The 25,339-nt window shown below is 62.7% G+C and carries 26 protein-coding genes and 1 riboswitch; of the genes, 18 read left to right on the forward strand and 8 right to left on the reverse strand.

The window, feature by feature from the left end:
• A complete protein-coding gene (upp, locus tag ACTORR_RS18440; RefSeq protein WP_054887475.1) occupies positions 1-639 on the reverse strand; it encodes a uracil phosphoribosyltransferase in 639 nt (212 codons plus the stop codon).
• Between the two features lie 160 nt (positions 640-799).
• Here upp and ACTORR_RS18445 point away from each other — a divergent pair, with 160 nt between their 5' ends.
• The 4 genes from ACTORR_RS18445 to ACTORR_RS18460 all read left to right on the forward strand — a co-directional run bounded on the left by ACTORR_RS18445 (position 800) and on the right by ACTORR_RS18460 (position 2,714).
• Positions 800-1,357, forward strand: a complete 558-nt coding sequence (locus ACTORR_RS18445) for a hypoxanthine-guanine phosphoribosyltransferase (RefSeq protein ID WP_054887476.1) — start codon at positions 800-802, stop codon at positions 1,355-1,357.
• A 2-nt stretch (positions 1,358-1,359) separates the two neighbouring features.
• Entirely contained in the window at positions 1,360-1,833 is a 474-nt protein-coding gene (locus ACTORR_RS18450) for a WbuC family cupin fold metalloprotein (protein WP_054887477.1), read from the forward strand.
• Positions 1,834-1,885: 52 nt separating this feature from the next.
• Entirely contained in the window at positions 1,886-2,356 is a 471-nt protein-coding gene (locus ACTORR_RS18455; RefSeq protein ID WP_054887478.1) for a hypothetical protein, read from the forward strand.
• A gap of 67 nt (positions 2,357-2,423) precedes the next feature.
• A complete protein-coding gene (locus ACTORR_RS18460; protein ID WP_027918322.1) occupies positions 2,424-2,714 on the forward strand; it encodes a PA4642 family protein in 291 nt (96 codons plus the stop codon).
• Between the two features lie 57 nt (positions 2,715-2,771).
• Here the strand turns inward: ACTORR_RS18460 and mqo are convergent, their stop codons facing one another.
• On the reverse strand, positions 2,772-4,277 hold the full coding sequence (mqo, locus tag ACTORR_RS18465; RefSeq protein WP_054887479.1) for a malate dehydrogenase (quinone): 1,506 nt from the start codon (positions 4,275-4,277) through the stop codon (positions 2,772-2,774).
• A gap of 605 nt (positions 4,278-4,882) precedes the next feature.
• Positions 4,883-5,116 (reverse strand): hypothetical protein, encoded by a 234-nt coding sequence (locus ACTORR_RS18470; RefSeq protein ID WP_054887480.1) that lies wholly within the window; start codon positions 5,114-5,116, stop codon positions 4,883-4,885.
• A gap of 145 nt (positions 5,117-5,261) precedes the next feature.
• On the opposite strand from ACTORR_RS18470, the gene ACTORR_RS18475 reads away from it, so the two are divergent.
• A complete protein-coding gene (locus ACTORR_RS18475) occupies positions 5,262-5,846 on the forward strand; it encodes a YajG family lipoprotein (RefSeq protein WP_054887481.1) in 585 nt (194 codons plus the stop codon).
• Positions 5,847-6,017: 171 nt separating this feature from the next.
• Here the strand turns inward: ACTORR_RS18475 and ACTORR_RS18480 are convergent, their stop codons facing one another.
• On the reverse strand, positions 6,018-6,224 hold the full coding sequence (locus ACTORR_RS18480; RefSeq protein ID WP_054887482.1) for a hypothetical protein: 207 nt from the start codon (positions 6,222-6,224) through the stop codon (positions 6,018-6,020).
• A gap of 161 nt (positions 6,225-6,385) precedes the next feature.
• On the opposite strand from ACTORR_RS18480, the gene ACTORR_RS18485 reads away from it, so the two are divergent.
• Positions 6,386-6,646, forward strand: a complete 261-nt coding sequence (locus ACTORR_RS18485; protein WP_262109859.1) for a hypothetical protein — start codon at positions 6,386-6,388, stop codon at positions 6,644-6,646.
• 33 nt (positions 6,647-6,679) lie between these two features.
• On the opposite strand, the gene ACTORR_RS18490 is transcribed toward ACTORR_RS18485, so the two are convergent.
• Positions 6,680-7,849 (reverse strand): 1-acyl-sn-glycerol-3-phosphate acyltransferase, encoded by a 1,170-nt coding sequence (locus ACTORR_RS18490; protein WP_441343757.1) that lies wholly within the window; start codon positions 7,847-7,849, stop codon positions 6,680-6,682.
• A gap of 124 nt (positions 7,850-7,973) precedes the next feature.
• On the opposite strand from ACTORR_RS18490, the gene ACTORR_RS18495 reads away from it, so the two are divergent.
• From ACTORR_RS18495 to ACTORR_RS18510, 4 genes are all read left to right on the forward strand, one after another.
• Positions 7,974-8,156, forward strand: coding sequence for a CPXCG motif-containing cysteine-rich protein (locus ACTORR_RS18495; RefSeq protein ID WP_008096588.1), 183 nt, complete (start codon positions 7,974-7,976; stop codon positions 8,154-8,156).
• Positions 8,156-8,416 carry a putative signal transducing protein gene (locus ACTORR_RS18500; protein ID WP_054887485.1) on the forward strand — a complete coding sequence of 87 codons (261 nt, stop codon included), beginning with the start codon at positions 8,156-8,158 and terminating at the stop codon, positions 8,414-8,416. Before ACTORR_RS18495 ends, ACTORR_RS18500 begins: the two co-directional genes overlap by 1 nt.
• A gap of 15 nt (positions 8,417-8,431) precedes the next feature.
• On the forward strand, positions 8,432-9,052 hold the full coding sequence (locus tag ACTORR_RS18505; protein WP_099814242.1) for an SOS response-associated peptidase: 621 nt from the start codon (positions 8,432-8,434) through the stop codon (positions 9,050-9,052).
• Between the two features lie 78 nt (positions 9,053-9,130).
• Positions 9,131-9,946, forward strand: a complete 816-nt coding sequence (locus tag ACTORR_RS18510; RefSeq protein WP_054887487.1) for a M48 family metallopeptidase — start codon at positions 9,131-9,133, stop codon at positions 9,944-9,946.
• A gap of 38 nt (positions 9,947-9,984) precedes the next feature.
• Here ACTORR_RS18510 and ACTORR_RS18515 read toward each other — a convergent pair whose 3' ends face one another.
• The 3 genes from ACTORR_RS18515 to ACTORR_RS18525 form a co-directional block, all read right to left on the reverse strand.
• Positions 9,985-10,566 carry a TMEM165/GDT1 family protein gene (locus tag ACTORR_RS18515; RefSeq protein WP_176506946.1) on the reverse strand — a complete coding sequence of 194 codons (582 nt, stop codon included), beginning with the start codon at positions 10,564-10,566 and terminating at the stop codon, positions 9,985-9,987.
• Between the two features lie 22 nt (positions 10,567-10,588).
• A riboswitch (yybP-ykoY riboswitch) is annotated at positions 10,589-10,778 on the reverse strand.
• A gap of 39 nt (positions 10,779-10,817) precedes the next feature.
• The gene (locus ACTORR_RS18520; protein ID WP_099814244.1) at positions 10,818-11,816 is read right to left on the reverse strand and encodes a class I SAM-dependent methyltransferase; all 999 of its coding nucleotides are present in this window, start codon (positions 11,814-11,816) and stop codon (positions 10,818-10,820) included.
• 63 nt (positions 11,817-11,879) lie between these two features.
• On the reverse strand, positions 11,880-12,845 hold the full coding sequence (locus ACTORR_RS18525) for a 2-hydroxyacid dehydrogenase (protein ID WP_054887490.1): 966 nt from the start codon (positions 12,843-12,845) through the stop codon (positions 11,880-11,882).
• Positions 12,846-13,008: 163 nt separating this feature from the next.
• On the opposite strand from ACTORR_RS18525, the gene ACTORR_RS18530 reads away from it, so the two are divergent.
• From ACTORR_RS18530 to ACTORR_RS18565, 8 genes are all read left to right on the forward strand, one after another.
• Positions 13,009-14,691 (forward strand): fatty acid--CoA ligase, encoded by a 1,683-nt coding sequence (locus ACTORR_RS18530; protein ID WP_054887491.1) that lies wholly within the window; start codon positions 13,009-13,011, stop codon positions 14,689-14,691.
• 329 nt (positions 14,692-15,020) lie between these two features.
• On the forward strand, positions 15,021-16,907 hold the full coding sequence (locus ACTORR_RS18535; protein WP_262109862.1) for a DUF1302 domain-containing protein: 1,887 nt from the start codon (positions 15,021-15,023) through the stop codon (positions 16,905-16,907).
• A 25-nt stretch (positions 16,908-16,932) separates the two neighbouring features.
• Positions 16,933-18,297, forward strand: a complete 1,365-nt coding sequence (locus tag ACTORR_RS18540) for a DUF1329 domain-containing protein (protein WP_262109864.1) — start codon at positions 16,933-16,935, stop codon at positions 18,295-18,297.
• A 252-nt stretch (positions 18,298-18,549) separates the two neighbouring features.
• Positions 18,550-21,267: a LuxR C-terminal-related transcriptional regulator gene (locus ACTORR_RS18545; protein WP_313364334.1), complete on the forward strand. Its 2,718-nt coding sequence runs from the start codon at positions 18,550-18,552 to the stop codon at positions 21,265-21,267.
• A 164-nt stretch (positions 21,268-21,431) separates the two neighbouring features.
• The gene (locus tag ACTORR_RS18550; RefSeq protein ID WP_054887495.1) at positions 21,432-23,039 is read left to right on the forward strand and encodes a tetratricopeptide repeat-containing response regulator; all 1,608 of its coding nucleotides are present in this window, start codon (positions 21,432-21,434) and stop codon (positions 23,037-23,039) included.
• A complete protein-coding gene (locus ACTORR_RS18555) occupies positions 23,036-23,728 on the forward strand; it encodes a sensor histidine kinase (RefSeq protein WP_054887496.1) in 693 nt (230 codons plus the stop codon). Before ACTORR_RS18550 ends, ACTORR_RS18555 begins: the two co-directional genes overlap by 4 nt.
• Positions 23,729-23,822: 94 nt before the next feature.
• Entirely contained in the window at positions 23,823-24,467 is a 645-nt protein-coding gene (locus ACTORR_RS18560) for an MBL fold metallo-hydrolase (protein WP_054887497.1), read from the forward strand.
• Between the two features lie 109 nt (positions 24,468-24,576).
• The gene (locus ACTORR_RS18565) at positions 24,577-25,302 is read left to right on the forward strand and encodes an OmpA family protein (protein WP_027918343.1); all 726 of its coding nucleotides are present in this window, start codon (positions 24,577-24,579) and stop codon (positions 25,300-25,302) included.
• Positions 25,303-25,339: the final 37 nt, after the last annotated feature.

The raw sequence follows: 25,339 nt of genomic DNA on the forward strand, positions 1-25,339 counted from the left end.
TCAGGCGTCCTTCTGCTTGGTGCCGAAGATCTTGTCACCGGCATCGCCCAGGCCTGGGACGATGTAACCATGCTCGTTGAGGCGCTGGTCGATCGAAGCGGTGTAGATCTGGACGTCCGGGTGGGCTTTCTCCACCACTTCGATACCTTCTGGCGCGGCGACCAGCACCATGGCGCGGATCTCCTTGCAACCGGCCTTTTTCAGCAGGTCGATGGTGGCCACCATCGAACCGCCGGTGGCGAGCATCGGGTCGATGATCAGGGCCAGGCGCTGGTTGATGTCTGGCGCGAGCTTTTCCAGGTAGGTGTGTGCTTCGAGGGTTTCTTCGTTGCGGGCAACACCCACGGCGCTGACCTTGGCGCCCGGGATCAGGCTGAGTACGCCGTCGAGCATGCCGATGCCGGCGCGCAGGATCGGTACCACGGTGATCTTCTTGCCGGCGATTTTTTCAACTTGTACCTTGCCGCACCAGCCGTCGATCTCATAGCTTTCGAGGGGCAGGTCCTGGGTGGCTTCGTAGGTCAGGAGGGCGCCGACTTCCTGGGCGAGTTCGCGAAAATTCTTGGTGCTGATGTCGGCACGGCGCATCAGGCCGAGCTTGTGGCGGATCAGCGGATGGCGGATCTCACGAGTAGGCATAGGGGGCTCCGAAAGGCGGGCAAAAAAACCGCGCTAGATTAATCTATTCAGCCTTTGCTGTCGTGTAGTCCTTTTGCACGTTAGTCCATAAATGCTTGATCTGTGACGAGCGGATGCGTACCTTTGCCCGCTTTTCCAAAATGCCCCCCTGGAGAGCGCCATGTCCGCCGATCTCGAGCACATCCGTCAAGTCATGCGCGAGGCAGACTGCCTTTACAACGAAGCTGAAGTCGAAGCGGCCATCGCCAAGGTCGGCGAGCAGATCTGCAAGGACCTGCACGACACCAACCCAGTGGTGTTCTGCGTGATGAACGGCGGCCTGATCTTTGCTGGCAAACTGCTGACCCACCTGCAGTTCCCGCTGGAGGTCTCGTACATCCATGCCACCCGTTACCGTAACCAGACCAGTGGTGGCGAGTTGTTCTGGAAGGCCAAGCCGGAAGTGTCGTTCATCGACCGCGACGTGCTGATCGTCGACGACATCCTCGATGAAGGCCACACCCTCAGCGCCATCATCGAATTCTGCAAACATGCCGGCGCGCGCGCGGTGCACACTGCGGTGCTGATCGACAAGGACCACGACCGCAAGGCCAGCCCAGGCTTGAAAGCCAGTTATGCCGGCCTGCCGTGCATTGATCGCTATATCTTTGGTTACGGAATGGACTATAAAGGCTACTGGCGTAACGCTAACGGCATTTTCGCGGTCAAGGGACTGTAACCATGAGCCAGCCTGCATTCATCGACCAAACGTTGCTTACCGGGCTGGCGCAAAAAGCCGCCGATGCGCCGCGCCTGCGGCACCATCACAACTTCCATGAGATGGCAGACCCTTGCCACCGCCTGGCGATCGGCTTGCAACCCTCGACCTACATCGCGCCGCACCGGCACCTGAGCGACGACAAGGCTGAAACCATGCTGGTGCTCAAAGGCCGCCTCGGTCTGTTGCTGTTCGATGAGCAGGGCGCGCTGACTGGCACCCGCATCCTCGAAGCGGGCGGCGAGTGCATGGGGGTAGATCTGCCGCCGGGCGTCTACCATGGTCTTGTGGCGCTCGACCCCAACACCATCATGTTCGAATGCAAGGCCGGCCCTTACCGCCAGTTGGTCGAGGGTGAGCATGCCGCCTGGGCGCCACGTGAAGGTGAACCCGGCGCGGCTGAATACCAAGCCTGGATGCTCGCGCAGTTCGATTGAGTTCTGCTGTTGCCTGCGTGCTAGAGTGCGCCTTCATGCCAAGGAGCCTCACATGCGTGCGATTCTTCCCCTGCTGCTGGCGGTGAGCCTGCCTCTCGCCGCCGCGCCGCTGCACAGCCAGTTCCTCCCCCCCGATGACCAGTCCCTGCGCCAGGAAGCGCCGACCGGCCAGCAGTTGCTGCAAGTAACCGACTACTCGGTAGTGGTGGGGGCACAGCGCCAGTCCGACCAGCAGCCGATCCCGATCACGGCTTCGCTGCAGATGCGCCTGAAGGGCAAACCGCTGAACAAGGGCGCGACCATCAGCCAGGTGTTGCTCAACTTCGATGGCGAGGCGGGCAAAAGCCTGAAGAAGCCAGTGTTCGACGAAAAGTCGCGAACCTTGAGCCTGAATTACCCGGTCGGCGATTACCGGGTGATCATGGACCTGCTGCGTAACGAGACCGTCTATGTGCAGTTCCTGACCTACGCCAATGGCCACATCTGGGCCGACCTGCACACCGGTACCGTACGTTCGCGTTGAGGCGCGCTGGCTGTGGGGGGTAAACTGCCGGCCTTCGAAATTCCATGATGGTCAGTTGGAGCCGGCAATGCGCAAAGACAAGAAGCAGGTGATTGGTGACGAAATCAGCGACGACTACATCAAGTCGTTCCTACAGTTTGAGCCGGCCGATGGCGTGACCTCGCCTTCGCACCACAAGCTGATCAAAGGCTACCGCGGCCTGCGTGTCGATGACTTCGAGCGCTTCGTAGGCTTCTTCGTCGAGGCTGGCCTGGACCTGGATGGCAAGGACGAGCACGGCAAGACCTTCGTCGAGGTGATCGCCGACCAGCGTAATGCGCCGGAGTACGTCGAGATCATCGCCAAGGCCCGCGGCTGATAGAGATTCCAGGCACAAAAAAACGCCCCGAGGGGCGTTTTTTCGTTTCAGGCCGGCTCAGGCATAGTGCTTGGCTGGGCTGTCTTCCACCAGTTCCAGCGCCACATCGTTGTCGGCACTGATCTTGCGGTACAGCGCGGCATCGGTGGCCAGTGCCTTCTCGCGAGCCGGGAAGATTTCCTTGAGCTTGGCAGCCCAGGCACCTTTGGCCTGCTCGGGGAAGCAGCGCTCGATCAGTTCGAGCATGATCGACACGGTTACCGAAGCACCTGGCGAGGCGCCGAGCAGCGCAGCCAGGCTGCCGTCCTGTGCCGAGACCAGCTCGGTACCGAACTGCAGGATGCCGCCTTTCTTCGGGTCCTTCTTGATGATCTGCACGCGCTGGCCGGCCACTTCCAGGCGCCAGTCTTCGGCTCTGGCCTGCGGGTAGAAGCGGCGCAGGGATTCCAGGCGCTGTTCCATCGACTGCATCACTTCGCTGACCAGGTATTTGGTCAAGTCCATGTTGTCACGGGCTACGGCCAGCATCGGGCCGATGTTGCCCATGCGCACCGACAGCGGCAGGTCCATGAGCGAGCCGTGCTTGAGGAACTTGGTGGTGAAGCCGGCGTAAGGGCCGAACAGCAGCGAAGTCTTGCCGTCTACCACGCGGGTGTCCAGGTGTGGCACCGACATTGGCGGTGCGCCGACCGCAGCCTGGCTGTACACCTTGGCCTGGTGCTGCTTGACGATTTCCGGGTTGTCGCAACGCAGCCACTGGCCGCTGACCGGGAAGCCGCCGAAGCCTTTGCTTTCCGGGATGCCGGACATTTGCAGCAGCGGCAGGGCCGCGCCGCCAGCGCCGAGGAACACGAAGCGGGCGTCGACTTCACGGGCGCCGCCGCTGATGACGTCCTTGATGCTGACGGTCCAGCCGCTGCCGTTACGGCGCAGGCCGACGACTTTCTTGCTGTACTTGACCTGCGCATCGGCGCTGTCACCCAGAATCTTCAGCAGCTTGTTGGTCAGTGCCCCGAAATTGACGTCGGTGCCTTTGGCAACGCGGGTTGCGGCGATGTGCTGGTCGGCCGGGCGGCCTGGCATCATCAGCGGCATCCACTCCTTCATCACGCTCTTGTCTTCGGTGTATTGCATCTCGGCGAAGGCGTGGTGCTGCTTGAGCAGCTCGAAGCGCTTCTTCAGGAAGGACACACCCTTGTCACCTTCGACGTAGCTCAGGTGCGGGACCGGGTTGATGAATGCACGTGCCGAGCCGAAGGTGCTCTTCTTGCTCAGGTAGGCCCAGAACTGGCGCGAGACCTCGAACTGGGCGTTGATGTGCACGGCCTTCTTGATGTCGATGCTGCCGTCGGCAGCCTGAGGCGTGTAGTTCAGCTCGCACAGGCCGGCGTGGCCGGTGCCTGCGTTGTTCCAGGGGTTGGAGCTTTCCGCGGCTCCGGAGTCCATTGCCTCGACGACCTCAAGCTTCAGGGTCGGGTCAAGCTCCTTGAGCAGTACGGCCAGGGTGGCACTCATGATGCCCGCGCCTACCAATACCACATCAACCGATTCGTTCTGCGCCATTTAACGCGTCTCCACAATCTACAGCTACCTAATTGACAGCATAGGACCACTGGGGTTGCCAGGATCGCCATGTCCGACTCTTCGCAGTTCTTGCAACTTCCGCGGACACCGCCAACCAGTCTTCGGGTTCAGTTATTGAACGCTGTCTGCCACGGGTGCGGCAATTCGACTTATGGTCAAGGTGTCGTGCGTGCGCTATGGAACGACCTCAGACACTCATCCGGAATGAGCGCTTCTGCCGCCTGTTCAGGGCTGTTCGGGACTCATCTGCCGCTTTTGCACATGCCAGACTGTTCATTTGCTCGCCACACTCTCGTGAAGTTGTGAAAAACCGTTTTTTCACGCTCTTTTGGAGACGTGAACCTCAAAAGGGGACTGCGCGATGGCAACCCACAGGTTCATGCAGTGCGAAGGGCCGGAAAAGCAGGCACGACAGCCGATGCAAGACCTGAGTGGAAGGCTCTCTGTGGGCGAAGCGGGTGTAGGTGTCGAGGTCAATCGACAGATGCGGGGCCCGATCAGGAGACGTCCTTATAATCGGGGGGAGATTATAACGATGTCGCGGGCAGAAAGGTCGTAATTCGTGGTTTTTATTGCAGCGTTTGTCAGGCTGCGAGGATGCGCTGGTGCCAACGGCGGCTTGCGCGGGCGCAAGCCCGGGCTTCGGCGGGCAATTCGCGGCCCAGCCAGGCGAGCTGTATTTCGCTGATCTGCACCCATCCACTACCGCTCGGTGCCTGGCTGCACTGCTTGAAGGCCAGGCATATGCCTTCGCCGTCCAGGCGAGCATAGGCGTTGTGACGCGGGCGTTGGCAGAGCAGTGTCCAGAGCGAGGCCATGGCGGTACGTCCTGTTCGTTTGGGCTTGGCGCAAGGATAAGGGCGCGGCCATGAAACGATTGTGACAAGCGGGTCGGACCGATGACTGGTCTGTGCCTGGCTGGGTATACTGTGGGCCTTCGCCGTATTTTCTGGAGAAACGCGCATGTTGCAACGTCTGTTGTTCGGTTTGATTGCCGTAGCCAGCCTCAGCCTGGTCGGTTGTGCCCACAGCCCGCAACAACTCAGCCCGCAACCCACGCTCAAGGCTCAGCTCGCACCGGTCGGCCACGGCCAGCCGGTAGTGGTCAAGGTGGTCGATGGGCGTGCTTCGCAGTCCCTGGGCACCCGGGGCGGCATGTACCCCGAAACCAGCACCATCAGCGTCAGTGGCAATGATGTCGTGCCCAAGCTGCAGGCCCAGGCCGAAGCCGCCGTGCGCCTGCTCGGCTTCACCCCGACGCCGAATGCCTATAACGCACCACAGCTGACCGTGACCCTGGCCGAACTGAAGTATCAGTCCCCTAAAGACAACCTGTACGTGACCGAAGCCACCATCGGTGCCACCTTCCGTGCCGATGTGCAGAATGCCAGCCGCCGCTACAGCGGCCGTTACGGTGCTTCGCTGGACCAGCGCTTCGGCATGGCGCCGAACCAGGACACCAACACCCAGCTGGTGGGCGATGTGCTGAGCGATGCGCTGACCCGCCTGTTCAAGGACCCGACCATCGGTCAGGTGCTGGGCGAATAAGCCTTACGCTGCAAACCTGAAAACCCGCTACCTGAGTGCCAGGTAGCGGGTTTTTTGTTGCCTGTGCCTGCCTCTTCGCGGGCATGCCCGCTATCCCAGGGATTTCACTGATCTCAAGTACAGCGCCTTACCTGTGGGAGCGGGCGTGCCCGCGAAGAGGCCGGAACAGGTTCAAGCGGCTGCTATATGGAAATCCAGCAAGCTGATGCCGGTGCTCGCATCCACCTCCGGCAGGTCCTCGTGCACATGCCCGCCCAGCGCGCAGTAGATCAGCCACTGGCGGTCCTGGACATTGATGGCGAAACCATCGATCAACGCCTGCTGCTCATCGCTCTGAGTCACGTGATAGAGGCGATCCTGGTTTTCGGCGTGCAGCATCAACAAGCTCCGGTACGGGAAAAGGCCGATAGCGTGGCCTGTCCTGATGACGAGCATGTGACAGGATGAAATCAAGTGACACTTTGTCGCCAAGCACGGGCGGCCGGGTCGGACTTCGGTAGAATGCCGGGCTTCGCTGTGGCTATGACCGAGGTTGCGTGATGTCGTTGCAAGTGCTCTGGGGCTTTCTTTCCGCCCACCCTACCAAGCTGATCAATCTGCTGGCGCTCTTGCTGACCTGCCCAGGCGGGTTGCTGCTGCAGAGCGCACGGCGGCGTGAGGCGATTACCCGCGAGCGTCTGGCGGTGGAGGAGGGGTCGGCGGATGTGTTTGCCCAGCGCGTGCCACGCTACTACTACATCCTGGGTTTTTCCTGCCTGGCCATGGCGCTGCTGCTGTCCTGGTTCAGCACCTGGATCTGAACGTACCGGGGCCGCCAGGCGGCCCCGCTCGGGTCAGGCAACAGGCGCCTGCTGCTTGACCTGATACTGGTTGCGCACTGGCGTCGCATACTGCAACACCAGGTAAGGCCGCTGTTCCTCGGGGCAGGCGTCCAGCCGCCGTTGCCACTCTTCCCTGGCCTTGGCCAGCTCCTCTGCCGGGAACACCTTCTCGGCGCTCGGCACCTGCAGTGCCTCGTCCTTTCCGCTCCACATCGCATACGCCAGGTAATGCACCGGGAACAGGCGGTAACCGCCGAGGATCTGCCGGTCGGTTTCCTGTGCCAGCTGCTTGGTGTCCTCGTAGTACTCGGTCACTGGCGGGGCGAAGTTGATGTGCACCCGGCCCTTGTAGCCGGTGATGCCCTTGGCGATGCTGTTGTCGTCTTCGCCGGGGGCCTTCTGGTACGTGCCGGTGGTGGCGCGGATGTACAGCTCGCGGGCCTTGGCCTGGTCGCAGGGGTCGTACTCGTAGCTGATCGACACCGGGATCAGGTTCAGGCTCTGGATCACTGCACCGAACGGCTCGTCCTTGCGACTCATGTGGAACATCTTGAGGATTGCCGAATCGGTCCGGTCGTCACCGTCCTTGGCGCGGCCTTCGGCCTGGGCGATCCAGATCGACGTGCCGTCATTGCGAATCGAATGGTTGATATAGGCCGAGAGCAACTGGTAGGCCGCAAGCTTTTCCCGGCGGCCACTGATCGAGCGGTGCACGATGAAGCTCTTGTTCAGGCGCATCATGTCGCTGACGAACGGCTTTTGCAGCAGGTTGTCGCCGATGGCGATGCGCGGCGTCGGCAGGCCGGCGTGGTAGACCGCGTAGTTGACGAAGGCCGGGTCCATGACGATGTCGCGGTGGTTGGCCAGGAATAGATAGGCCGTGCCCGACTTGAGCTGTTCGACGCCGGAGTAGGTGACGCCGTCGGTGGCGCGTTCGATGGTCTGGTCGACGTAATACTCGACTTTGTCCTGCAGGGTCGATACGCAGGTGACGCCGGCGAACTCCTTGCGCAGGCGGCGGGCGATCAGCGGCTTGAGCAGCCAGCCGAGGGCGCCGGCTGCGCGCGGGAATTTGAAGTGGGTGAGGATATCGAGGAATGCCGGGTCGCTGAGCAGGCGTGCCAGAACGGCAGGGACCTCAGCATCGTCGTACGGTCGGATGGCATCGAATTCGCCCATCATGCTCTCTTGTTGGAAACGGCTAGGGTAATAAGGTAAGGGGTGGGGCCCGAAAAAACGGCTCGGGCACACTCAAGCCCTGTAAACAGACCGACAATTATACGCACAAGTCACCCCGGAGGCCGCGATGCTCGAACAAGCGTTCTACGATTGTCCTTATTGTGGTGAAGAAGTCGAAACGACCGTGGACCTGTCCGGGGGCGACCAGGAGTACATCGAGGACTGCCAGGTGTGCTGCAAGCCTATCCGCTTCGTGCTGCAGGTTCATGGCGAGGAATGGATGCTGGATGTCTACGGTGAGAACGACTGATGCGGCGGATCTACGAACCGGAAAACCTGATGGAAGCTGAAATGCTGGTGTGCATGCTGGCCAGCGAGGGCATCGAAGCGCACCTCGCCGGTCGCGACCTGATGGGCGGCGCGGGTGAGTTGCCGTTGCAGGGGCTGCTCGGGCTTGCGGTGCCCGACGAACAGGCCGAATACGCACGGCAACTGATCGATGCGTACAATGGTGCCGAGCCGCTTGCCGGTGACGAGCCGGAGAGTCATCCCGGTACCTTGATCTGCTAGGTTCTGAAATCGCCCATGTGTGGACGTTACGCCCTGTTTCGCTGGCCTCAGGCGCTGGCCAGCCTGCCGGGTTTCCCTGCCGGCCAGCCGGCCCAATGGAATATCGCGCCTGGCGCTTCGGTGCTGATCCAGCGCCTGCTCGACGGCCAGCAGCAGTTGGCAAAGGCGCGTTGGGGGCTGACCCCTGCATGGCTCACCGACCTCTCACGCACCCCCGCTCATGCCCGGGCCGAGACCTTGGCCGAGCAGCCGATGTTCCGCGAAGCATTTCGCCTGCGCCGTTGCCTGATGCCCGCCAACGGTTTCTATGAGTGGCGCGGTACGGTGCGCAAACGGCCTTACTGGCTGACGCCGGGGGAGGGCGCATCGCTGTATTTTGCTGCCGTCTGGGAGGCCTACCCGGTACATGACCAGGTGTGGTTGAGTTGCGCGGTAGTGACCCAGGCCGCAATGAACCAGCGCCGACCCCTGATCCTCGACCAGGCCGGCCAGGCTGCCTGGCTGGACCCGGACACACCGTTGCCACGCTTGCACGAGCTGCTCGCCAGCCCGCCGGCGATGCTGCGCGAGCGGGCCCTGGCAAACTTCGTCAACGACCCGAAACTGGACGCGCCTGAGTGCCTGACACCGGCTTAGGTAAAATCTTCCCTGCGGCTATGGCGGGTACAAGCGACTCAGCCTAGGATACGGCGCATGTCAAAAGGGAGTGTTTTCATGCGTAAGTCTTTTGTCGTCAGCCTATTGAGTGCTGGCATCCTGCTGGCCGGCTGCCAGGCGGTGAATACCACCAGTGGCGGTGCTGTCGGCGTCGACCGCCAGCAGTACATGTTCAGCATGCTTTCGACCGATGAGGTCAACCAGATGTACGCCCAGTCCTACCAGCAGACCCTCGGCGAGGCGTCGAGCAAGGGCGTGCTGGACAAGTCCAGCAACGATGCCAAGCGTGTGCAGGCCATCGCCAGCCGGCTGATTGCCCAGGCGCCCAAGTTCCGCCCGGATGCGGCTCAGTGGAACTGGGAAGTCAACGTCATCAAGAGTGACGAGCTCAATGCCAACTGCGGGCCGGGCGGCAAGATCATCGTCTACACCGGGCTGATCGATCAGCTCAAGCTCACCGATGCGGAAATCGCCGCAGTGGTCGGCCACGAAATCGCCCATGCCTTGCGCGAGCATAGCCGCGAAGCGATGTCCAAGGCCTACGGCGTGCAGATGGCGCGCCAGGGTGCGGGCGCCTTGCTTGGCCTTGGCCAGGACAGCATGGCGTTGGCCGACGCCGTGGTGAACTATTCCATGACCCTGCCGAACAGCCGCGCCAACGAGAACGAGGCCGACCTGATCGGCCTGGAGTTGTCGGCGCGTGCCGGTTACGACCCGAATGCCGCGATCACCTTGTGGAACAAGATGAGCAAGGCCTCGGAGGGGGCGCCACCTGAGTTCATGAGTACTCACCCGGCTTCGAGCAGCCGGATCGCCTCGTTGCAAGCGGCGATTCCAAAAGTGATGCCGTTGTACGAGGCCGCGAAGAAGTAAAACCACAAGGGGCCGCACAGCGGCCCCTGCTTTTCAGCTCAGCCCACCCAGCCACTGGTCTTCATCGCCGAGTACACGGCAACGATGGCCAGCACGAAGAACGCAGTAGCCGCCAGGCGACGAATCAGCGTCAGAGGGAGTTTCTCCGCGGCGAAATTACCCGCCAGCACCACCGGCACGTTGGCGATCAGCATGCCCAAGGTCGTCCCGACGATGACCAGGATCAGGTGCGGATACTGCGCAGCCAGCATCACCGTGGCCACTTGGGTCTTGTCACCGATTTCGGCCAGGAAGAACGCGATCAGTGTGGTCAGGAACGGGCCGAAGCGGCGGGCCGGATTCTCGTCATCGTCCATCTTGTCCGGCACCAGGGTCCACAGCGCGGTGGCGGTGAAGCTCGCGGCAAGAACCCAGTGCAGTACCGACTCGCTGAAGAAGCTGCCGACCCAGGCCCCCACGGCGCCGGCCGCGGCATGGTTGGCCAAGGTAGCCGCGATGATGCCGGCGATGATCGGCCAAGGCTTGCGGAAGCGGGCGGCAAGGATGAGCGCGAGCAGTTGCGTCTTGTCGCCAATTTCGGCCAAGGCAACGATTGCGGTGGGGACCAACAGAGATTCCAGCATCAGGTTTCCTACGGGGGCGGGCCGACACGGCTATGACACGTACAGCCTCCCCGCCCCGGGTAAGGTGTGCGTGTCATAGGTCTTGTCAAACCGAGGACCTGTCTGTGCAGGCCGCTGGGTCGCACGCGCCATGGCCTGTGGGCCAAGTATGTTGACGCGTACCGGGCGAGCAGGGCGCTCGCGGGAGACTACTCCCCTAGGACGGTGCGGATTCTGCCTAGCCGAAACCGTTTCGGCAAGCCCTGTTTTTAACCGCGTGTTGCCCGATAGATGCGGAAGCCATCGGCCTCGGCGCAGGTCTGGCAATTGCCCAAGGCACCTTCGATGAGCGGCTGATAGCGCAGGAAGCTGTTTGCCACGAGGCGCATTTCGCCACCTTTTCTCAGATGTTCGCCGGATTTTTTCAGCAAGTTTTCCGATGCCTGGTAGTTCGTGTGGACCCCGGTATGGAACGGTGGGTTGCTCAGGATCAGGCTCAGGTCGGCAGGTGCGGCATCGATGCCATCGCCGCTGATGACTTCGCCCTCAAGGCAGTTGGCCGCCAGGGTCAGGCGGCTGGCTGCCACGGCGAAGGCATCTACATCCAGCAGCGTGACCCGGCTTTGTGGATAACGCCGTTTGACCGTGGCACCCAGCACGCCAGCGCCGCAGCCAAAATCGAGCACATGGCCGATGGGCAGATTGTCCAGATACTTGAGTAGCAGGGCAGTGCCGCGGTCAAGGCGGCCGTGGCTGAATACCCCCGGCAGGCTCACCACCTGCAGTGGGCCGTCTTCGAGATCGAGGGTGAAGCGTTCGGCCAGGCTCTCCAGCGGTTTGGCTTGCGGCGCGTTTTCCACGGTCACCTGCCACAGTTGGCAATGCCGCGCGCTGTCCAGCTTGCGCGGCTTGCCGAACGCCTGCAGTTGTTTGGCCGCGCCTTCGATGCCACCGCGTTTTTCACCCACCAGGTACAGCTCACCGCCTGCCAGGCGCGCAGCCAGGGCGTTGAGCAGGTAGGCCGCCAGCTCGCGGGACTTGGGCAGGAACAGCACCGCCGTCTCGAAGGCTACCGACGGCACATCGACGCCGTAGTGGCTGCGCCCCGCGAAGCGGCTGTCGAGCATGGCCTGGTCGCCTGCATGCCAGGTCCAGCCAAGGGCTTGGGGCAGCTGCCCGAGCAGGCCGTCGGCGGGGGCGCCGGCGAGCAGCAGCGGGCCCTGGAACAGCTCTGCCTGGCGGAGCAATACTTCACTGCGCGGGTCCATGGACGACGCCTCCTGAAAAAGTGGCGCAGTGTAACAGAGCCGGGCGCGGGACTGAGCTGGAGCTCAGCTGACCACACGGCGCGGCTGGCCTTCGAAATAGGCCCTGGCGTTTTCGCTGAGCTGGCCGACGATGCGCTGGCGCGACTCCACCGCGCCCCAGGCGCTGTGTGGAGTGATCAGCAAGCGTGGGATGCCCTTCTCCAGCAGCGGGTTGCCATTGACCGGCGGCTCGACGCTCAGCACATCGGTGGCCGCGCCGCCGAGGTGGCCGCTGCGCAATGCGTCGGCCAAGGCCTGCTCGTCGATCAGGCCACCGCGGGCGGTGTTGACCACCAGAGCGCCCTTTTTCAGCAGCGCCAGTTCGTGGGCACCGATCATGTGCCGGGTGTGCTCGTTCAGCGGGCAGTGCAGGGTCAACGCGTCGACCTGTGGCAGCAGTTCATCCAGCGCCAGGCGATCGTCACGGGCCGGGCGGCCAGGGATGTGCCCGCTCAGCACGCGCATGCCGAAGGCTTCGGCGAGTCGTGCCACCGCGCCGCCCAGTTCGCCATGGCCTAGCAGGCCGAGGGTCTTGCCTTCCAGCTCGATGATCGGGAAATCCAGCAGGCAGAACTGGCTGGCCTTGGCCCACTCGCCGTCGGCCACCGCCTGGTTGTAGTCGCACAGGCGTGTGGCCAGGGCCAGCAGCAGGGCGATGGTGTGCTGGGCCACCGAGGGGGTGCCATAGCCCTGGCAGTTGCAGACCGTGATGCCCTGGGCGCGGGCAGCTGCGAGGTCGACATTGTTGGTGCCGGTCGCGGCTACCAGGATCAGCTTCAGCTGCGGGTTGGCGGCCAGCGTGGCGGCATCGAGCATGACCTTGTTGCTGACCACCGCGACAGCGCCCTGCAGGCGTTCGACGACCTGCTCCGGGCGGGTGGCGGCGAACAGTTCGAATTCGTCGAACTGTTGCTGCAACGGCGACAGGTCAAGGTCGCCAAGGTCCAGGGATTGGTGATCGAGAAACACGGCGCGGCGCAAGCTGGGCATCACAGGAGCTCCGGTAGCAGGGCAGGGGTTGGTCCATCACTGCGCACAATGCCACTCATACCTGGCGCCGCCAAATCATTCCTTCGGCTGATTTGACCGTCACATTGAGCAACTACAGTAGATCCAGACTTGTTCGGCATGCTTTTTCAGAAAAGGGATCACCATGTTGCAGACCCGCATCATCAAGCCCGCCGAGGGCGCCTATAGCTTCCCTCTGTTGATCAAGCGCCTGCTGATGTCCGGCAGCCGCTACGAGAAGACCCGCGAGATCGTCTATCGCGACCAGCTGCGCCTGACTTATCCGCAGCTCAACGAACGCATCGCCCGCCTCGCCAATGTGCTGACCGACGCCGGGGTCAAGGCCGGTGACACCGTGGCGGTGATGGACTGGGACAGCCACCGTTACCTGGAATGCATGTTCGCCATCCCGATGATCGGCGCAGTGGTGCACACCATCAACGTGCGCCTTTCGCCCGAGCAGATCCTCTACACCATGAACCACGCTGAAGACCGTTTCGTACTGGTCAACAGCGACTTCGTCGGCCTTTATCAGGCCGTCGCCGGGCAACTGACCACGGTCGACAAGACCTTACTGATCACCGATGGCCCGGACAAGACTGCCGACTTGCCCAACCTCGTCGGTGAATACGAGCAATTGCTCGCGGCCGCCAGCCCGCGTTACGACTTCCCGGATTTCGACGAGAATTCGGTGGCCACCACCTTCTACACCACCGGTACCACGGGCAACCCCAAGGGCGTCTACTTCACGCACCGCCAGCTGGTGTTGCATACCCTGGCCGAAGCGGCGGTGACCGGCAGTATCGACAGCGTGCGCCTGCTCGGCAGCAATGACGTGTACATGCCCATCACGCCGATGTTCCACGTGCATGCCTGGGGCATCCCCTACGCGGCCACCATGCTCGGCATGAAGCAGGTCTACCCGGGCCGTTATGAGCCGGACATGCTGGTCAAGCTGTGGCGCGAAGAGAAGGTCACCTTCTCGCACTGTGTGCCGACCATCCTGCAGATGCTGCTCAACTGCCCGAACGCCCAGGGCCAGGATTTCGGCGGCTGGAAGATCATCATCGGCGGCAGCGCCCTGAACAGTTCGCTGTACAAGGCGGCGCTGGCCCGTGGCATCCAGCTGACTGCCGCTTATGGCATGTCCGAAACCTGCCCGCTGATATCTGCCGCGCACCTGAATGACGAGTTGCAGGCCGGCAGCGAGGATGAACGCGTTACCTACCGCATCAAGGCCGGTGTACCGGTGCCGTTGGTGGAAGCGGCAATCGTAGATGGCGAGGGCAATTTCCTGCCGGCCGATGGCGAGACCCAGGGTGAGCTGGTGCTGCGTGCGCCATGGCTGACCATGGGCTATTTCAAGGAGCCGGAAAAGAGCGAGGAGCTGTGGCAGGGTGGCTGGCTGCACACCGGTGACGTCGCCACCCTCGACGGCATGGGCTACATCGATATCCGCGACCGCATCAAGGATGTGATCAAGACCGGCGGCGAATGGATCTCTTCGCTCGACCTGGAGGACTTGATCAGCCGTCATCCGGCCGTGCGTGAAGTGGCGGTGGTAGGCGTAGCCGACCCGCAATGGGGCGAGCGCCCGTTTGCCCTGCTGGTGGTGCGTGAGGACAAGGCGATCGACGCCAAAACCCTGAAGGAGCATCTGAAGCCTTTCGTCGAGGAAGGCCACATCAACAAGTGGGCGATTCCCAGCCAGATCGCTGTTGTTACTGAAATTCCCAAGACCAGTGTCGGCAAGCTAGACAAGAAGCGTATCCGCCAGGACATCGTCCAGTGGCAGGCCAGTAACAGCACCTTCCTGTCTACCTTGTAAGCCCGCTCCGGGTCGCACATCACGTTGCGCGACCCGCATGCTAGAGAGGCTGAGCCCTTGCCAAACGTAAAATTTCGGCCATGCTTCAGCACGGCCGATGCGCTGCCCGGGAAACGCCGGGCCGATTTGGCAGCAGGTGCGCAAATCACACTTTAGAGGGATCAAGCACCTGAGCCTGCTGGCTATAGTCGGGCCCAGGGGATTTTCAGGAATGGGGGAGGGCGGCACGCGCAAGACGTGCCGCTGCAGGGGAAACCTGCTCACCGGTCGCTCGGGCCGTTTCTGAAAGGACTCACTGCCATAACAATAAAGTACATGGAGTAGCGTCGATGAAATCTGCAAATCCGTTCTGGCGCCGGGCCAGGTTGCCCTTGGCCGTCAGCCTTGCTTCCACGCTCGCAAGTCCTGCTTTCGCTGTCAGTTTCAACATTGGTGAAATCGAAGGCCAGTTCGACTCGTCGCTCTCCGTCGGCGCCAGCTGGTCCACCGCCAACCCCAACAAGAACCTGATCGGGGTGAACAACGGTGGCAAGGGCCTGTCGCAGACCTCCGACGACGGCCACCTGAACTTCAAGAAGGGCGAAACCTTCTCGAAGATCTTCAAAGGCATCCATGACCTCGAACTCAAGTACGGCGACACCGGCGTGTTTGTGCGCGGCAAATACTGGTACGACTTCGAGCTCAAGGACGAAAGCCGCGAGTTCAAGGACATCAGTGACTCGGGCCGCAAGGAAGGCGCCAAGTCGTCGGGTACGCAGCTGCTCGATGCCTTCGTGTACCACAACTACTCGATCGGCGATCAGCCGGGCTCGGTACGTTTAGGCAAGCAGGTGGTGAGCTGGGGTGAGAGCACCTTCATCGGTGGCGGTATCAACTCGATCAACCCGATCGACGTGGCGGCCTTCCGTCGCCCCGGTGCCGAAATCAAGGAGGGCCTGATTCCGGTCAACATGTTCTACATCTCGCAGAGCCTGACCGACAATCTGTCGGCCGAAGCCTTCTATCAGATCGAGTGGGACCAGACCGTCGTCGACAACTGCGGCACCTTTTTCTCCCAGCCTGACATCATCGCCGACGGCTGTACCGACAACCTGCGTGTGCTCAACAGCAGCCGCACGGTACCGGCCGCCGCCCAGCAGTTCCTGGCCACCCGTGGCGTGAATATCAACCAGGAGGGCGTGATGGTGGCCCGTGGCGCCGACCGCGATGCCCGCGACAGCGGCCAGTTCGGGGTGGCCATGCGCTACATGTTCGAGCCGCTGGACACCGAGTTCGGTGCCTACTTCATGAACTACCACAGCCGTGCGCCGATATTCAGCGCAACCGGCGCTTCGCCGTCGGTGTTCCAGGGCATTGCCGGGCTGCCGGCGCAGCTGCGCGCACTGGCGCCGCTGATCGTTGCGGGCAACTCGAAGTACTTCGTCGAGTACCCCGAGGACATCCGCCTGTACGGCCTGAGCTTCTCCACCACCCTGCCTACCGGTACCGCGTGGAGCGGTGAAGTCAGCTACCGGCCCAACGCGCCGGTGCAGCTGAACACCACCGACATCCTCTTTGCCGGTGTGCGGCCACTGGGGGGCGCGCTGACCAACGCTTCGCTGCTCACCGGCACCCCGGGCCAAGACCTGCACGGCTACCGCCGCAAGGAAGTCACCCAGTTCCAGACCACCCTGACCCACTTCTTCGACCAGGTGATGGGCGCCAGCCGCATGACCGTGGTCGGTGAGCTTGGTGTAACCCATGTGGGTGGCCTGGAGAATGCCCACGATACTCGCTACGGCCGTGACCCCGTGTTCGGCCCTGGCCCGCTGCCAGCTACCGGCGGTGCCGACACCTGCCAGGCGCTCAATGCCAGCACCATAGCCGGCGCCGGCGCCGGTGCCTCGACGGCCAACCTCAACCGCAAGTGCGAGAACGACGGCTACACCACCAGCACCTCATGGGGTTACCGCGCCCGGGTCATCTGGGACTACAACGACGTGTTTGCCGGGGTCAACCTCAAGCCTAACGTGGCCTGGTCCCATGACGTTTCCGGTTATTCGCCAGGCCCTGGCGGCAACTTCGAGGAAGGACGCAAGGCGGTCAGCCTTGGCCTGGATGCCGAGTACCAGAATACCTACACCGCCAGCCTGTCATACACCAACTTCTTCGACGGCAAGTACAGCACTGTGGATGATCGCGACTTCGTCGCCCTCAGCTTCGGCGTGAACTTCTAAGAATACTGATGCAGGACGACACGAGATGAACAAGACCAGAAGTCTGTTGCAAGCCGGTGTACTGGGCCTGTCCCTGCTGGCGACCAGCGTAATGGCTGCGGTATCCGCCGATGAAGCGGCAAAGCTTGGCAGCACCCTGACCCCGATGGGCGCGGAAAAAGCCGGTAACGCCGATGGTTCGATCGGGCCATGGGAGCCGCTGTCGAAGACCGCAGGCAGCGTCGATGGCAAGGGTTTCCTGTCTGACCCGTACGGCAGCGACAAACCGCTGTTCACCATCACCGCGCAGAATGCCGAGCAGTACAAGGACAAGCTTTCGCCGGGCCAGTTGGCGATGCTCAAGCGCTACCCGGATACCTTCAAGATTCCGGTGTTCAAGACCCACCGTGGTGCCACGGTACCTGACGATGTCTTCGCCGCCATCAAGAAGAACGCCACCGCGACGACGTTGGTCGAAGGCGGCAACGGCCTGAACAACTTCCAGACCGCCGTGCCCTTCCCGATCCCGAAAAGCGGCCTGGAAGTGATCTGGAACCATATCACCCGCTACCGCGGCGGCAGCGTCAGCCGCCTGGTGACCCAGGCAACCCCACAGCAGAACGGCTCCTACAGCCTGGTGTATTTCGCCGACCAGTTCGTTTTCCGCGACAAGATGAAGGACTACGACCCGAACAACCCAGGCAACATCCTGTTCTACTTCAAGCAGGAGGTGACGGCTCCGGCGCGCCTGGCCGGCACCGTGCTGCTGGTGCACGAGACCCTCGACCAGGTCAAGGAACCGCGCAAGGCCTGGATCTACAACGCCGGCCAGCGCCGGGTGCGCCAGGCACCGCAGGTGTCGTACGACGGCCCGGGTACCGCGGCCGATGGCCTGCGCACCTCGGACAACCTGGACATGTACAACGGCGCACCGGACCGCTACGACTGGAAGCTCGAAGGCAAGAAGGAGATGTACATCGCTTCCAACGCCTTCAAGCTGGACGACCCCAAGCTCAAGTACGCCGACATCCTCAAAGCCGGGCACATCAATCAGGACCTGACCCGCTACGAGCTGCGCCGGGTCTGGCATGTGGTTGCGACCCTAAAGCCCGGCCAGCGGCACATCTACGCCAAGCGTGACTTCTACATCGACGAAGACACCTGGCAAGCGGCTGTGATCGACCAGTACGACGGCCGTGGCCAACTGTGGCGCGTGTCCGAGGCCCATGCCCAGCCGTACTACAACGTGCAGGTGCCGTGGTACACCCTTGAAGCCATCTACGACTTGCAGTCGGGCCGCTACCTGGCCCTGGGCATGAAGAACGAAGAGAAGCGTGCCTACGACTTCGGCTTCAGTGCCAGCAAGGCCGATTTCCAGCCAGCCGCCCTGCGCCAGTCGGGTATCCGCTGAGCTGAAAACCTGCAACTCCGTGTGACCCTCCCAGAACGCCCCGGCTTGCCGGGGCGTTTCTGTCTGGCCTGCCGATAAGGCCGATGAATACCTCGCCAAAGCCCCACGCCAGCCGCTGTCCATCAGCCATGTTGCTTTTTGTCGCAGTCTTTTCCGAGGCAATGGCTCCCATCGTCTTCAAATGCGTTGCATTACCCGCTAGTCTCGCAAGCATCCGTACCGCCGTAGTCTTCCCAACAGAACGAGCCGGCCATGACAGACCTGTCCCGTACGCATGGATTCGCCAGCCAGGCCCTGGGCCTGCTGGACGGGCGCTTCTTCCGGCCGCCGCAGCCCGACGGCCACGTGCCGCGTGCACGCCTGTGCCAGCGCTTGCAGGGCGGCCTTGGCGGGCGCTTGTTGCTGGTCAATGCCCCCGCCGGCTTTGGCAAAAGCTCCCTGGCCATCGAGTTCTGCGAGTCACTGCCCGCCCATTGGCGCAGTCTCTGGCTCGGCCTGAGCCAGAGGGACGCCGACCCCGGCCGTTTCCTCGAGCGCCTGCTCGAAGGCTTGCAGCAGTACTGTCCGGCACTGGGCGGGCAGGCCATGGGCCTGCTGAAGATGCGTCAGCGCCACCAACCCTTTGCGTTCGAAGAGTGGCTCGACAGCTTGCTGGACGAGTTGGCGCTCTACCTCCAGGCCGATACCCCTTTGCTGCTGGTGCTGGACGACTACCACCTGGCCCAGGGGCCGGTTCTCGATCGCTGCCTGCAGTTCTTCCTCAATCACTTGCCTGCCGGCTTGGTACTGCTGGTTACCAGCCGCCAGCGGCCGGACTGGCACCTGGCGCGGCTGCGCCTGTCACGGCAACTGGTCGAACTTAGCGAGCAGGATCTGCGCCTGACGCCGGATGAATCATTGGCAGTGATTGGCCGCCAACCCACCGGGCTGCGCGGTCAGGCGCTGGATAACCTGATTCAGCGCAGCGATGGCTGGGTGGCGGGGCTGCGCTTCTGGCAGTTGGCAGCCAGCGAGGCTGGTGACGAGCATGCCTTGCCCCAGGCCCTGCATGGTGGAGAAGGGTTGATTCGTGACTACCTGCTGGAAGAAGTCATCGAGATGCTGCCGGCGGACGTGCAGGCGTTCCTGTTCGACACGGCCTGCCAGGAGCGTTTCTGCGCGGCGCTGTGCGATGCGCTGCGTGAGCGCCACGACAGCGACGCGATACTGCGTTATCTGCAGGCGCACCAGGTATTCCTGGTGCCGCTGGACGAGCATGGTCATTGGTATCGGTACCATCACCTGTTCTCTGACTTGCTGCGCAGTCGCCAGTCCAGCGAACCGCAGGCGCGCCTGCACCTGCGCGCCTGCCGCTGGTTCCAGGCCCAGGGGTTGCTCGACGAGGCGGTGGAACAGGCGTTACGCGCCGGCCATCTCGACGTTGCGGCTGACCTGGTGCAGAGCCTGTCCGAAGAGCAACTGCTGGCCGAGCAGAATGTGGGCATGCTGTTGCGCTGGAAGATGGACCTCCCCGACAGCCTGCTGATCAGCACGCCGCGGTTGATCGTGCTGTACAGCTGGGCGCTTGGCCTGGCCTGCCAGCTCGATGCAGCGCAAGAACTGGCAAGTTACCTCAGCCGCTTCCTGCCCGCGCCTTCGGCCACTGCACAGAAGTCCATGCTGGCGCAGTGGCTGGCCCTGAGCGGCGTCATCGCCCGCGGTCGGGGTGACCGCGATCGGACCTTGGCCTATTGCGGCGAGGCGCTGCAGAGCCTGCCGTGCAAGCGCTACGGGCAACGCCTGGTATGCCTGTCGACGCTGTCCAACCTGGCCATTGCCGACGGCGACTTCTGGCGTGCACGCGGCTGGAACCGCGAAGCGCTGGAGCTGGCGCAGCGCGTGGGCAACCCGTTGTTCGAGGCGCTGGCGCATTACGATCGAGCCCGGGTGCTGCATGCCCGCGGCGAGGTGTTGCGCGCGCTCGATGAGGTGCGCCAGGGTTTGCAGCGCCTGCAGGGGCTGTCGGCCCAGCGGTTGTACGCGGTGCGGGCGAGGCTGACCTTGTACGAGGGCTACCTGCTGGTGGCGCGCCTGCATCCCACGCAAGGGCGCGCGCGCTTGCGTGCAGGGCTTGGCGAGGCGCGCGCCTGCCGTGACATCAGCGTGCTGATCGGCCATTGCGTGATCGCCTCGCTGGATGGCCGTGAGGGCCAGTATGCCGAGGCCTTCGCCGAACTGGCCGAGGCGGAGCGCTTGATGCACATCTGGGATGTACCGCCGATTTTCTACCTGGCGATGATCACCCTGGTGAAGTGCGAACTGTGGCTCGCGCAAGGGCGTATCGATTTGGCCGAGTCGTGGTTGCTGCGCCTGGGGCAGACCTATGGCGGCGAGCACCCTGCGGCAGCGCCCGAGTTCCACCCCTTGCTGCCGCTGCATATCGAACTGCAGCAGGCTTTGCTCGAGCGGGTGCAGCAGCGCAGCGACGATGCCGTGGCGCGGCTGTGCGCCCTGGCCGAACGCGGTCAGGCCAGTGGCGGGATGATGCTCACCCTGCATGCCCTTTGCCAATGGATCGACCTGTTGTTGAGCGAGGGGCGTGAAGCACAGGCAGCGCGGCTGCTGCCCAGGGCGTTGAGCGCCGCTCGGGGTGGGGTGGTGCAGCCCTTCCAGCGGCTGCTCGAATTGCATCCTGGCTGGCTGCGCGAACAACTTCTTGCACAGCCAGCCTGCCAGGCCCAGGCTGAATTGCTGGGGCGCCTGCCCGAACCTGCGGTGCCCACAAGCAACGCCGCAGAGGCCTTGAGTGGTCGCGAGCTGGCGGTACTCGAACTGATCGCCCAAGGTTGTTCCAACCAGCAGATCAGTGAGCGGCTGTTCATTTCCCTGCATACCGTCAAGACCCACGCCAGTCATATCAACAGCAAGCTGGGTGTGGAGCGTCGTACCCAAGCCGTGGCCCGGGCCAAGGCGTTGGGCTTGCTGGCCTGAAGCTGGTCGTAAAGGTAAAATAATGGCGCTAGGCCATTATCCCGTGATGGCGTGCGTACGCTGCGTTCTCCACCCTCATCTTTCCTGGCTGGCTGCCGATACAGGTTTCGGCGGTATGCATCGCTTCGCGCCATCCACCCATCTTCCCAATACAGGTCGTGTTGATGCTGCAGTACGGGCAAAAGAGCTTTCTGATCGTCGACGACTTCACTGACTTTCGCACGTCGACCCGTTCCATGCTGCGCGAACTGGGCGTGCGCGATGTGGATACCGCTGACAGCGGCGAGCAGGCCCTGCGCATGTGCGGGCAGAAGCGCTACGACTATATCCTTCAGGACTTCCACCTCGGTGACGGCAAGAAGAACGGCCAGCAGGTCCTCGAGGACCTGATCCTCGACAAGCTGATTAGCCATGAATGCGTGTTCATCATGGTCACGGCCGAAAGCAGCCAGGCCATCGTGCTCAGTGCCCTGGAGCACGAGCCTGATGCCTACCTGACCAAGCCGTTCAACCGCGTGGGCCTGGCCCAGCGCCTGGACAAGCTGACCCAGCGCAAGACGCTGCTCAAGCCGATCCTGCAAGCCCTCGACCGTGGTCGCCCGGCCGAAGTGCTGGCGGCGTGTGCCGAGCTGTGCAAGAAGGACCCGCGTTTTGCCCCGTTGTGCCTGCGCTATCGTGCCGACGCGCTGCGTGACCTCAACCGCTTCGATGAGCTGGAGAAGTTTCTCAAGAGCATCCTCGCCAGCCGCCCGCAACCATGGGTGTATGCGGCACTCGGCAGCCTGATGCACAAGCGCGGGCAGAATGCCCAGGCCCAGGGCGTCTACGAACAGGCGCTCAAGGCATTCCCGATCATGCCCGGGCTGTACGATGGCATGGCCGAAGTGCTGGTTGCCCAAGGCGAAACCAAGCGCGCCCAGAGCATGCTCGAAGAAGCGGTCCGCCTATCGCCCCTGGCGGTGCGACGGCAGGCTGCGCTGGGCAAGTTGGCGTTGGATAACGAAGATTTCGAAAGCGCCTCCAAAGCGTTCCGTCATGCGGTGAATCAGGGCCAGAGTTCGCGCTACAAGGATGCCGAAAGCAACCTTGGCCTGGTCCAGGCGTTGATGAGCAAGAACGCCGGCTTTGGCCTGGATGCGCGTGCCCGGGTCGAGATCAACACGGTGCTCAGTGAAGTGGCCAAGGACAACCTCGAAGACCAGGGCTTGCAAGTGCGTGCCCGGCTGATGAAGGCCGCCAGCCTGCAGCAGGCGGGCGACCCTGAGACAGCGGCCAAGCTCACCGAACAAGCCATGCAGCGGCTGGAGAAGATGGACCAGTTCTTCTCGGTCGAGGCGGCCTTGACCGTGGCCCGGCAACTGCAGGCACTCGGCCAGGAAGCAGCCGGCGGCAGCATCCTCAAAGGCTGCGTGGAAACCTACGGCGACGATCCCAAGGTCATGCAAAGCGTGGCCAAGCTGACCGACGACCCGGCCGTGCTGGGTGCGGTCACCGAAGCGGTCGACCTCAACCGCCAGGGCGTGCGCAGCTACCAGGCCGGGCAACTCAACGAAGCCTTGCAGATGTTCCGCAAAGCGCTTTCGCTGCAGCCGAAGAACATCAGTATTGCGCTCAACACTGCGCAGGCCCTGCTGCGCATCGGTGGCGAGGTGACACCGCCGGCGATCCAGCAGGAATGCCGCGATTGCCTGACCCGGGTGGCCGGCATCCCGACCAGTGACAGTCGCTACGACCGCTACCGCAAACTGCACATCAAGGTCTTCGGTGCATGAGCCAGGATAACCAGGGGCTGGATTTCTCCACGGTGATCGCCTCCACCGTGCATGACCTGAAAAACTCACTGTCGGCGCTGATCCAGTCCCATGACCAGTGGATGGCGCGGTTGCCTGAAGAATGGCGCAGCGGTACCGAGCAGGGCGTGATCGAGCATGAGTTCCGTCACCTCAACGGCATGCTCGTGCAGTTGCTGGGGCTTTACAAACTGGGGGTGAACCAGCTGCCGGTATGCCCGGATTACCATGAGCTGGATGATTTCATCGAGGCCCAGCTGGCCGCCCACCAGGAAGTGCTCCAGCACAACGACATCCTCGCCACCTGGCGTGTCGAAACCGACAACCCGCTGGGCTTCTTCGACCGCGAGCTGGTGGCTTCGGTGATCGCCAACGTGATTACCAACGCCACCCGCTATGCCGGCCATACACTGTTGATCAGCATTGGCGAGGAAAGCGAGCAACTGGTCATCAGCGTCAACGACGACGGCCCGGGCTACCCGGCGCGAATGCTCGAGCGTCAGCAGGATTATGTGCAGGGTATCGACTCGCAGAGCGGCAGCACCGGGCTTGGGCTGTACTTCGCGGCGCGGATTGCGGCGTTGCATGAGCGTAACGGCGTGCGCGGGCGGATCGATATTGCCAATGGTGGGGTGCTTGGGGGAGGGTTGTTCAGGTTGTATTTGCCGTAGCGTCAGGGCCGCCATGTGTCTGGCACAACCTTCAGCTTCCAAGACAGGCACTTCAGACCACGCTACCATCCCGGACAGTAGTCAGGAGCCCCTCATGAACATTGCCCCCGCCACGCTGATCCGCGAAACCTTTCCTGTAGGCCCCCTGCAGTGCAACTGCACCCTGATCGGCGACCCTGTCAGCAAGAAGGCTATCGTCGTCGACCCGGGTGGTGACGCAGACAAGATCCTCGCCCGCCTGCAGGCCCATGGTCTGACCTTGGTGAGCATCATCCACACCCACGCGCACTTCGACCATTTCCTCGCTTCTGGCAAGCTCAAGGAGCTCACCGGCGCCACGCTGCACCTGCACAAGCAGGACCAGCCGCTGTGGGACAACCTGGAAATGCAATGCCAGATGTTTGGCGTGCCCTACACCCCGGTGCCGTCGCCAGACCGTTGGCTCGGCGATGACGAAGAACTCGCCTGCGGTTGCGGTGTAGCCCTGCACACGCCTGGCCACACCCCAGGTTCGATGAGTTTCTGGTTCGCCGACGCCAAGCTGCTGATCGCCGGTGACACTCTGTTCCGCCGTGGCATCGGCAGAACCGACCTGTGGGGCGGCGACCAGCGGGCCATCGTGCGTTCGATCCAGGATCGGCTGTATCGCCTGGACGAAGATGCCGTTGTGGTCACAGGCCACGGGCCGGATACCCGCCTGGGCGACGAGATGCGTGAGAACCCGTTCGTACGGGCTTGAGCCCGGATGAAAAGCCTTTCATGGAATTTTTCCGTATCCTGGCGATCGAAGCCTGGCACAGATCCCTCTGCGATCCGCCGCACACACGAATTTTTGTAGGAGCTTGTCCATGTTCACCATGCGTCGTCTGATTATCGTCGCAACCGCTGCAGCCCTGATGACCGGTTGCGCCGGGCAGAATCCTTATGACAGCCAAGGCCAGGCTCAGGGCGAGTCCACGGGGATGAGCAAGACCGCCAAGTATGGCGGCCTGGGCGCGCTGGCCGGCGCCATTGCCGGTGCCGCCATCGACCACAACAACCGTGGCAAGGGTGCGCTGATCGGCGCCGCCGCAGTCGGTGCCGCCGCTGCCGGTTACGGCTACTACGCGGACAAGCAGGAAGCCGAGCTGCGCGCGAAGATGGCCAACACGGGCGTCGAGGTTCAACGCCAGGGTGACCAGATCAAGCTGATCATGCCGGGCAACATCACCTTCGCTACCGATTCGGCCAACATTTCGCCGAGCTTCTACAACCCGCTGAACAACCTGGCCAACTCGTTCAAGTCGTTCAATCAGAACACCATCGAAGTGGTGGGCTTCACCGACAGCACCGGCAGCCGCCAGCACAACATGGACCTGTCGCAGCGCCGCGCCCAGGCAGTCAGCACCTACCTGACCTCGCAAGGCGTGGATGCGTCGCGCGTAACGGTGCGTGGCATGGGGCCGGACCAGCCGATTGCCAGCAACGCCGACGCCAATGGCCGTGCACAGAACCGCCGTGTGGAGGTCAACCTGAAGCCTATTCCGGGTCAGCAGTATGACCAGCAGCAGGGCCAGGTTCAGCAGTACCCATAAGCCGTTCGGTACGGCGCAATACAACAAGGGCAGGCCG

The sequence above is a fragment of the Pseudomonas sp. SAR267 genome, assembly GCF_052077595.1.
Classification (GTDB): domain Bacteria; phylum Pseudomonadota; class Gammaproteobacteria; order Pseudomonadales; family Pseudomonadaceae; genus Aquipseudomonas; species Aquipseudomonas vlassakiae.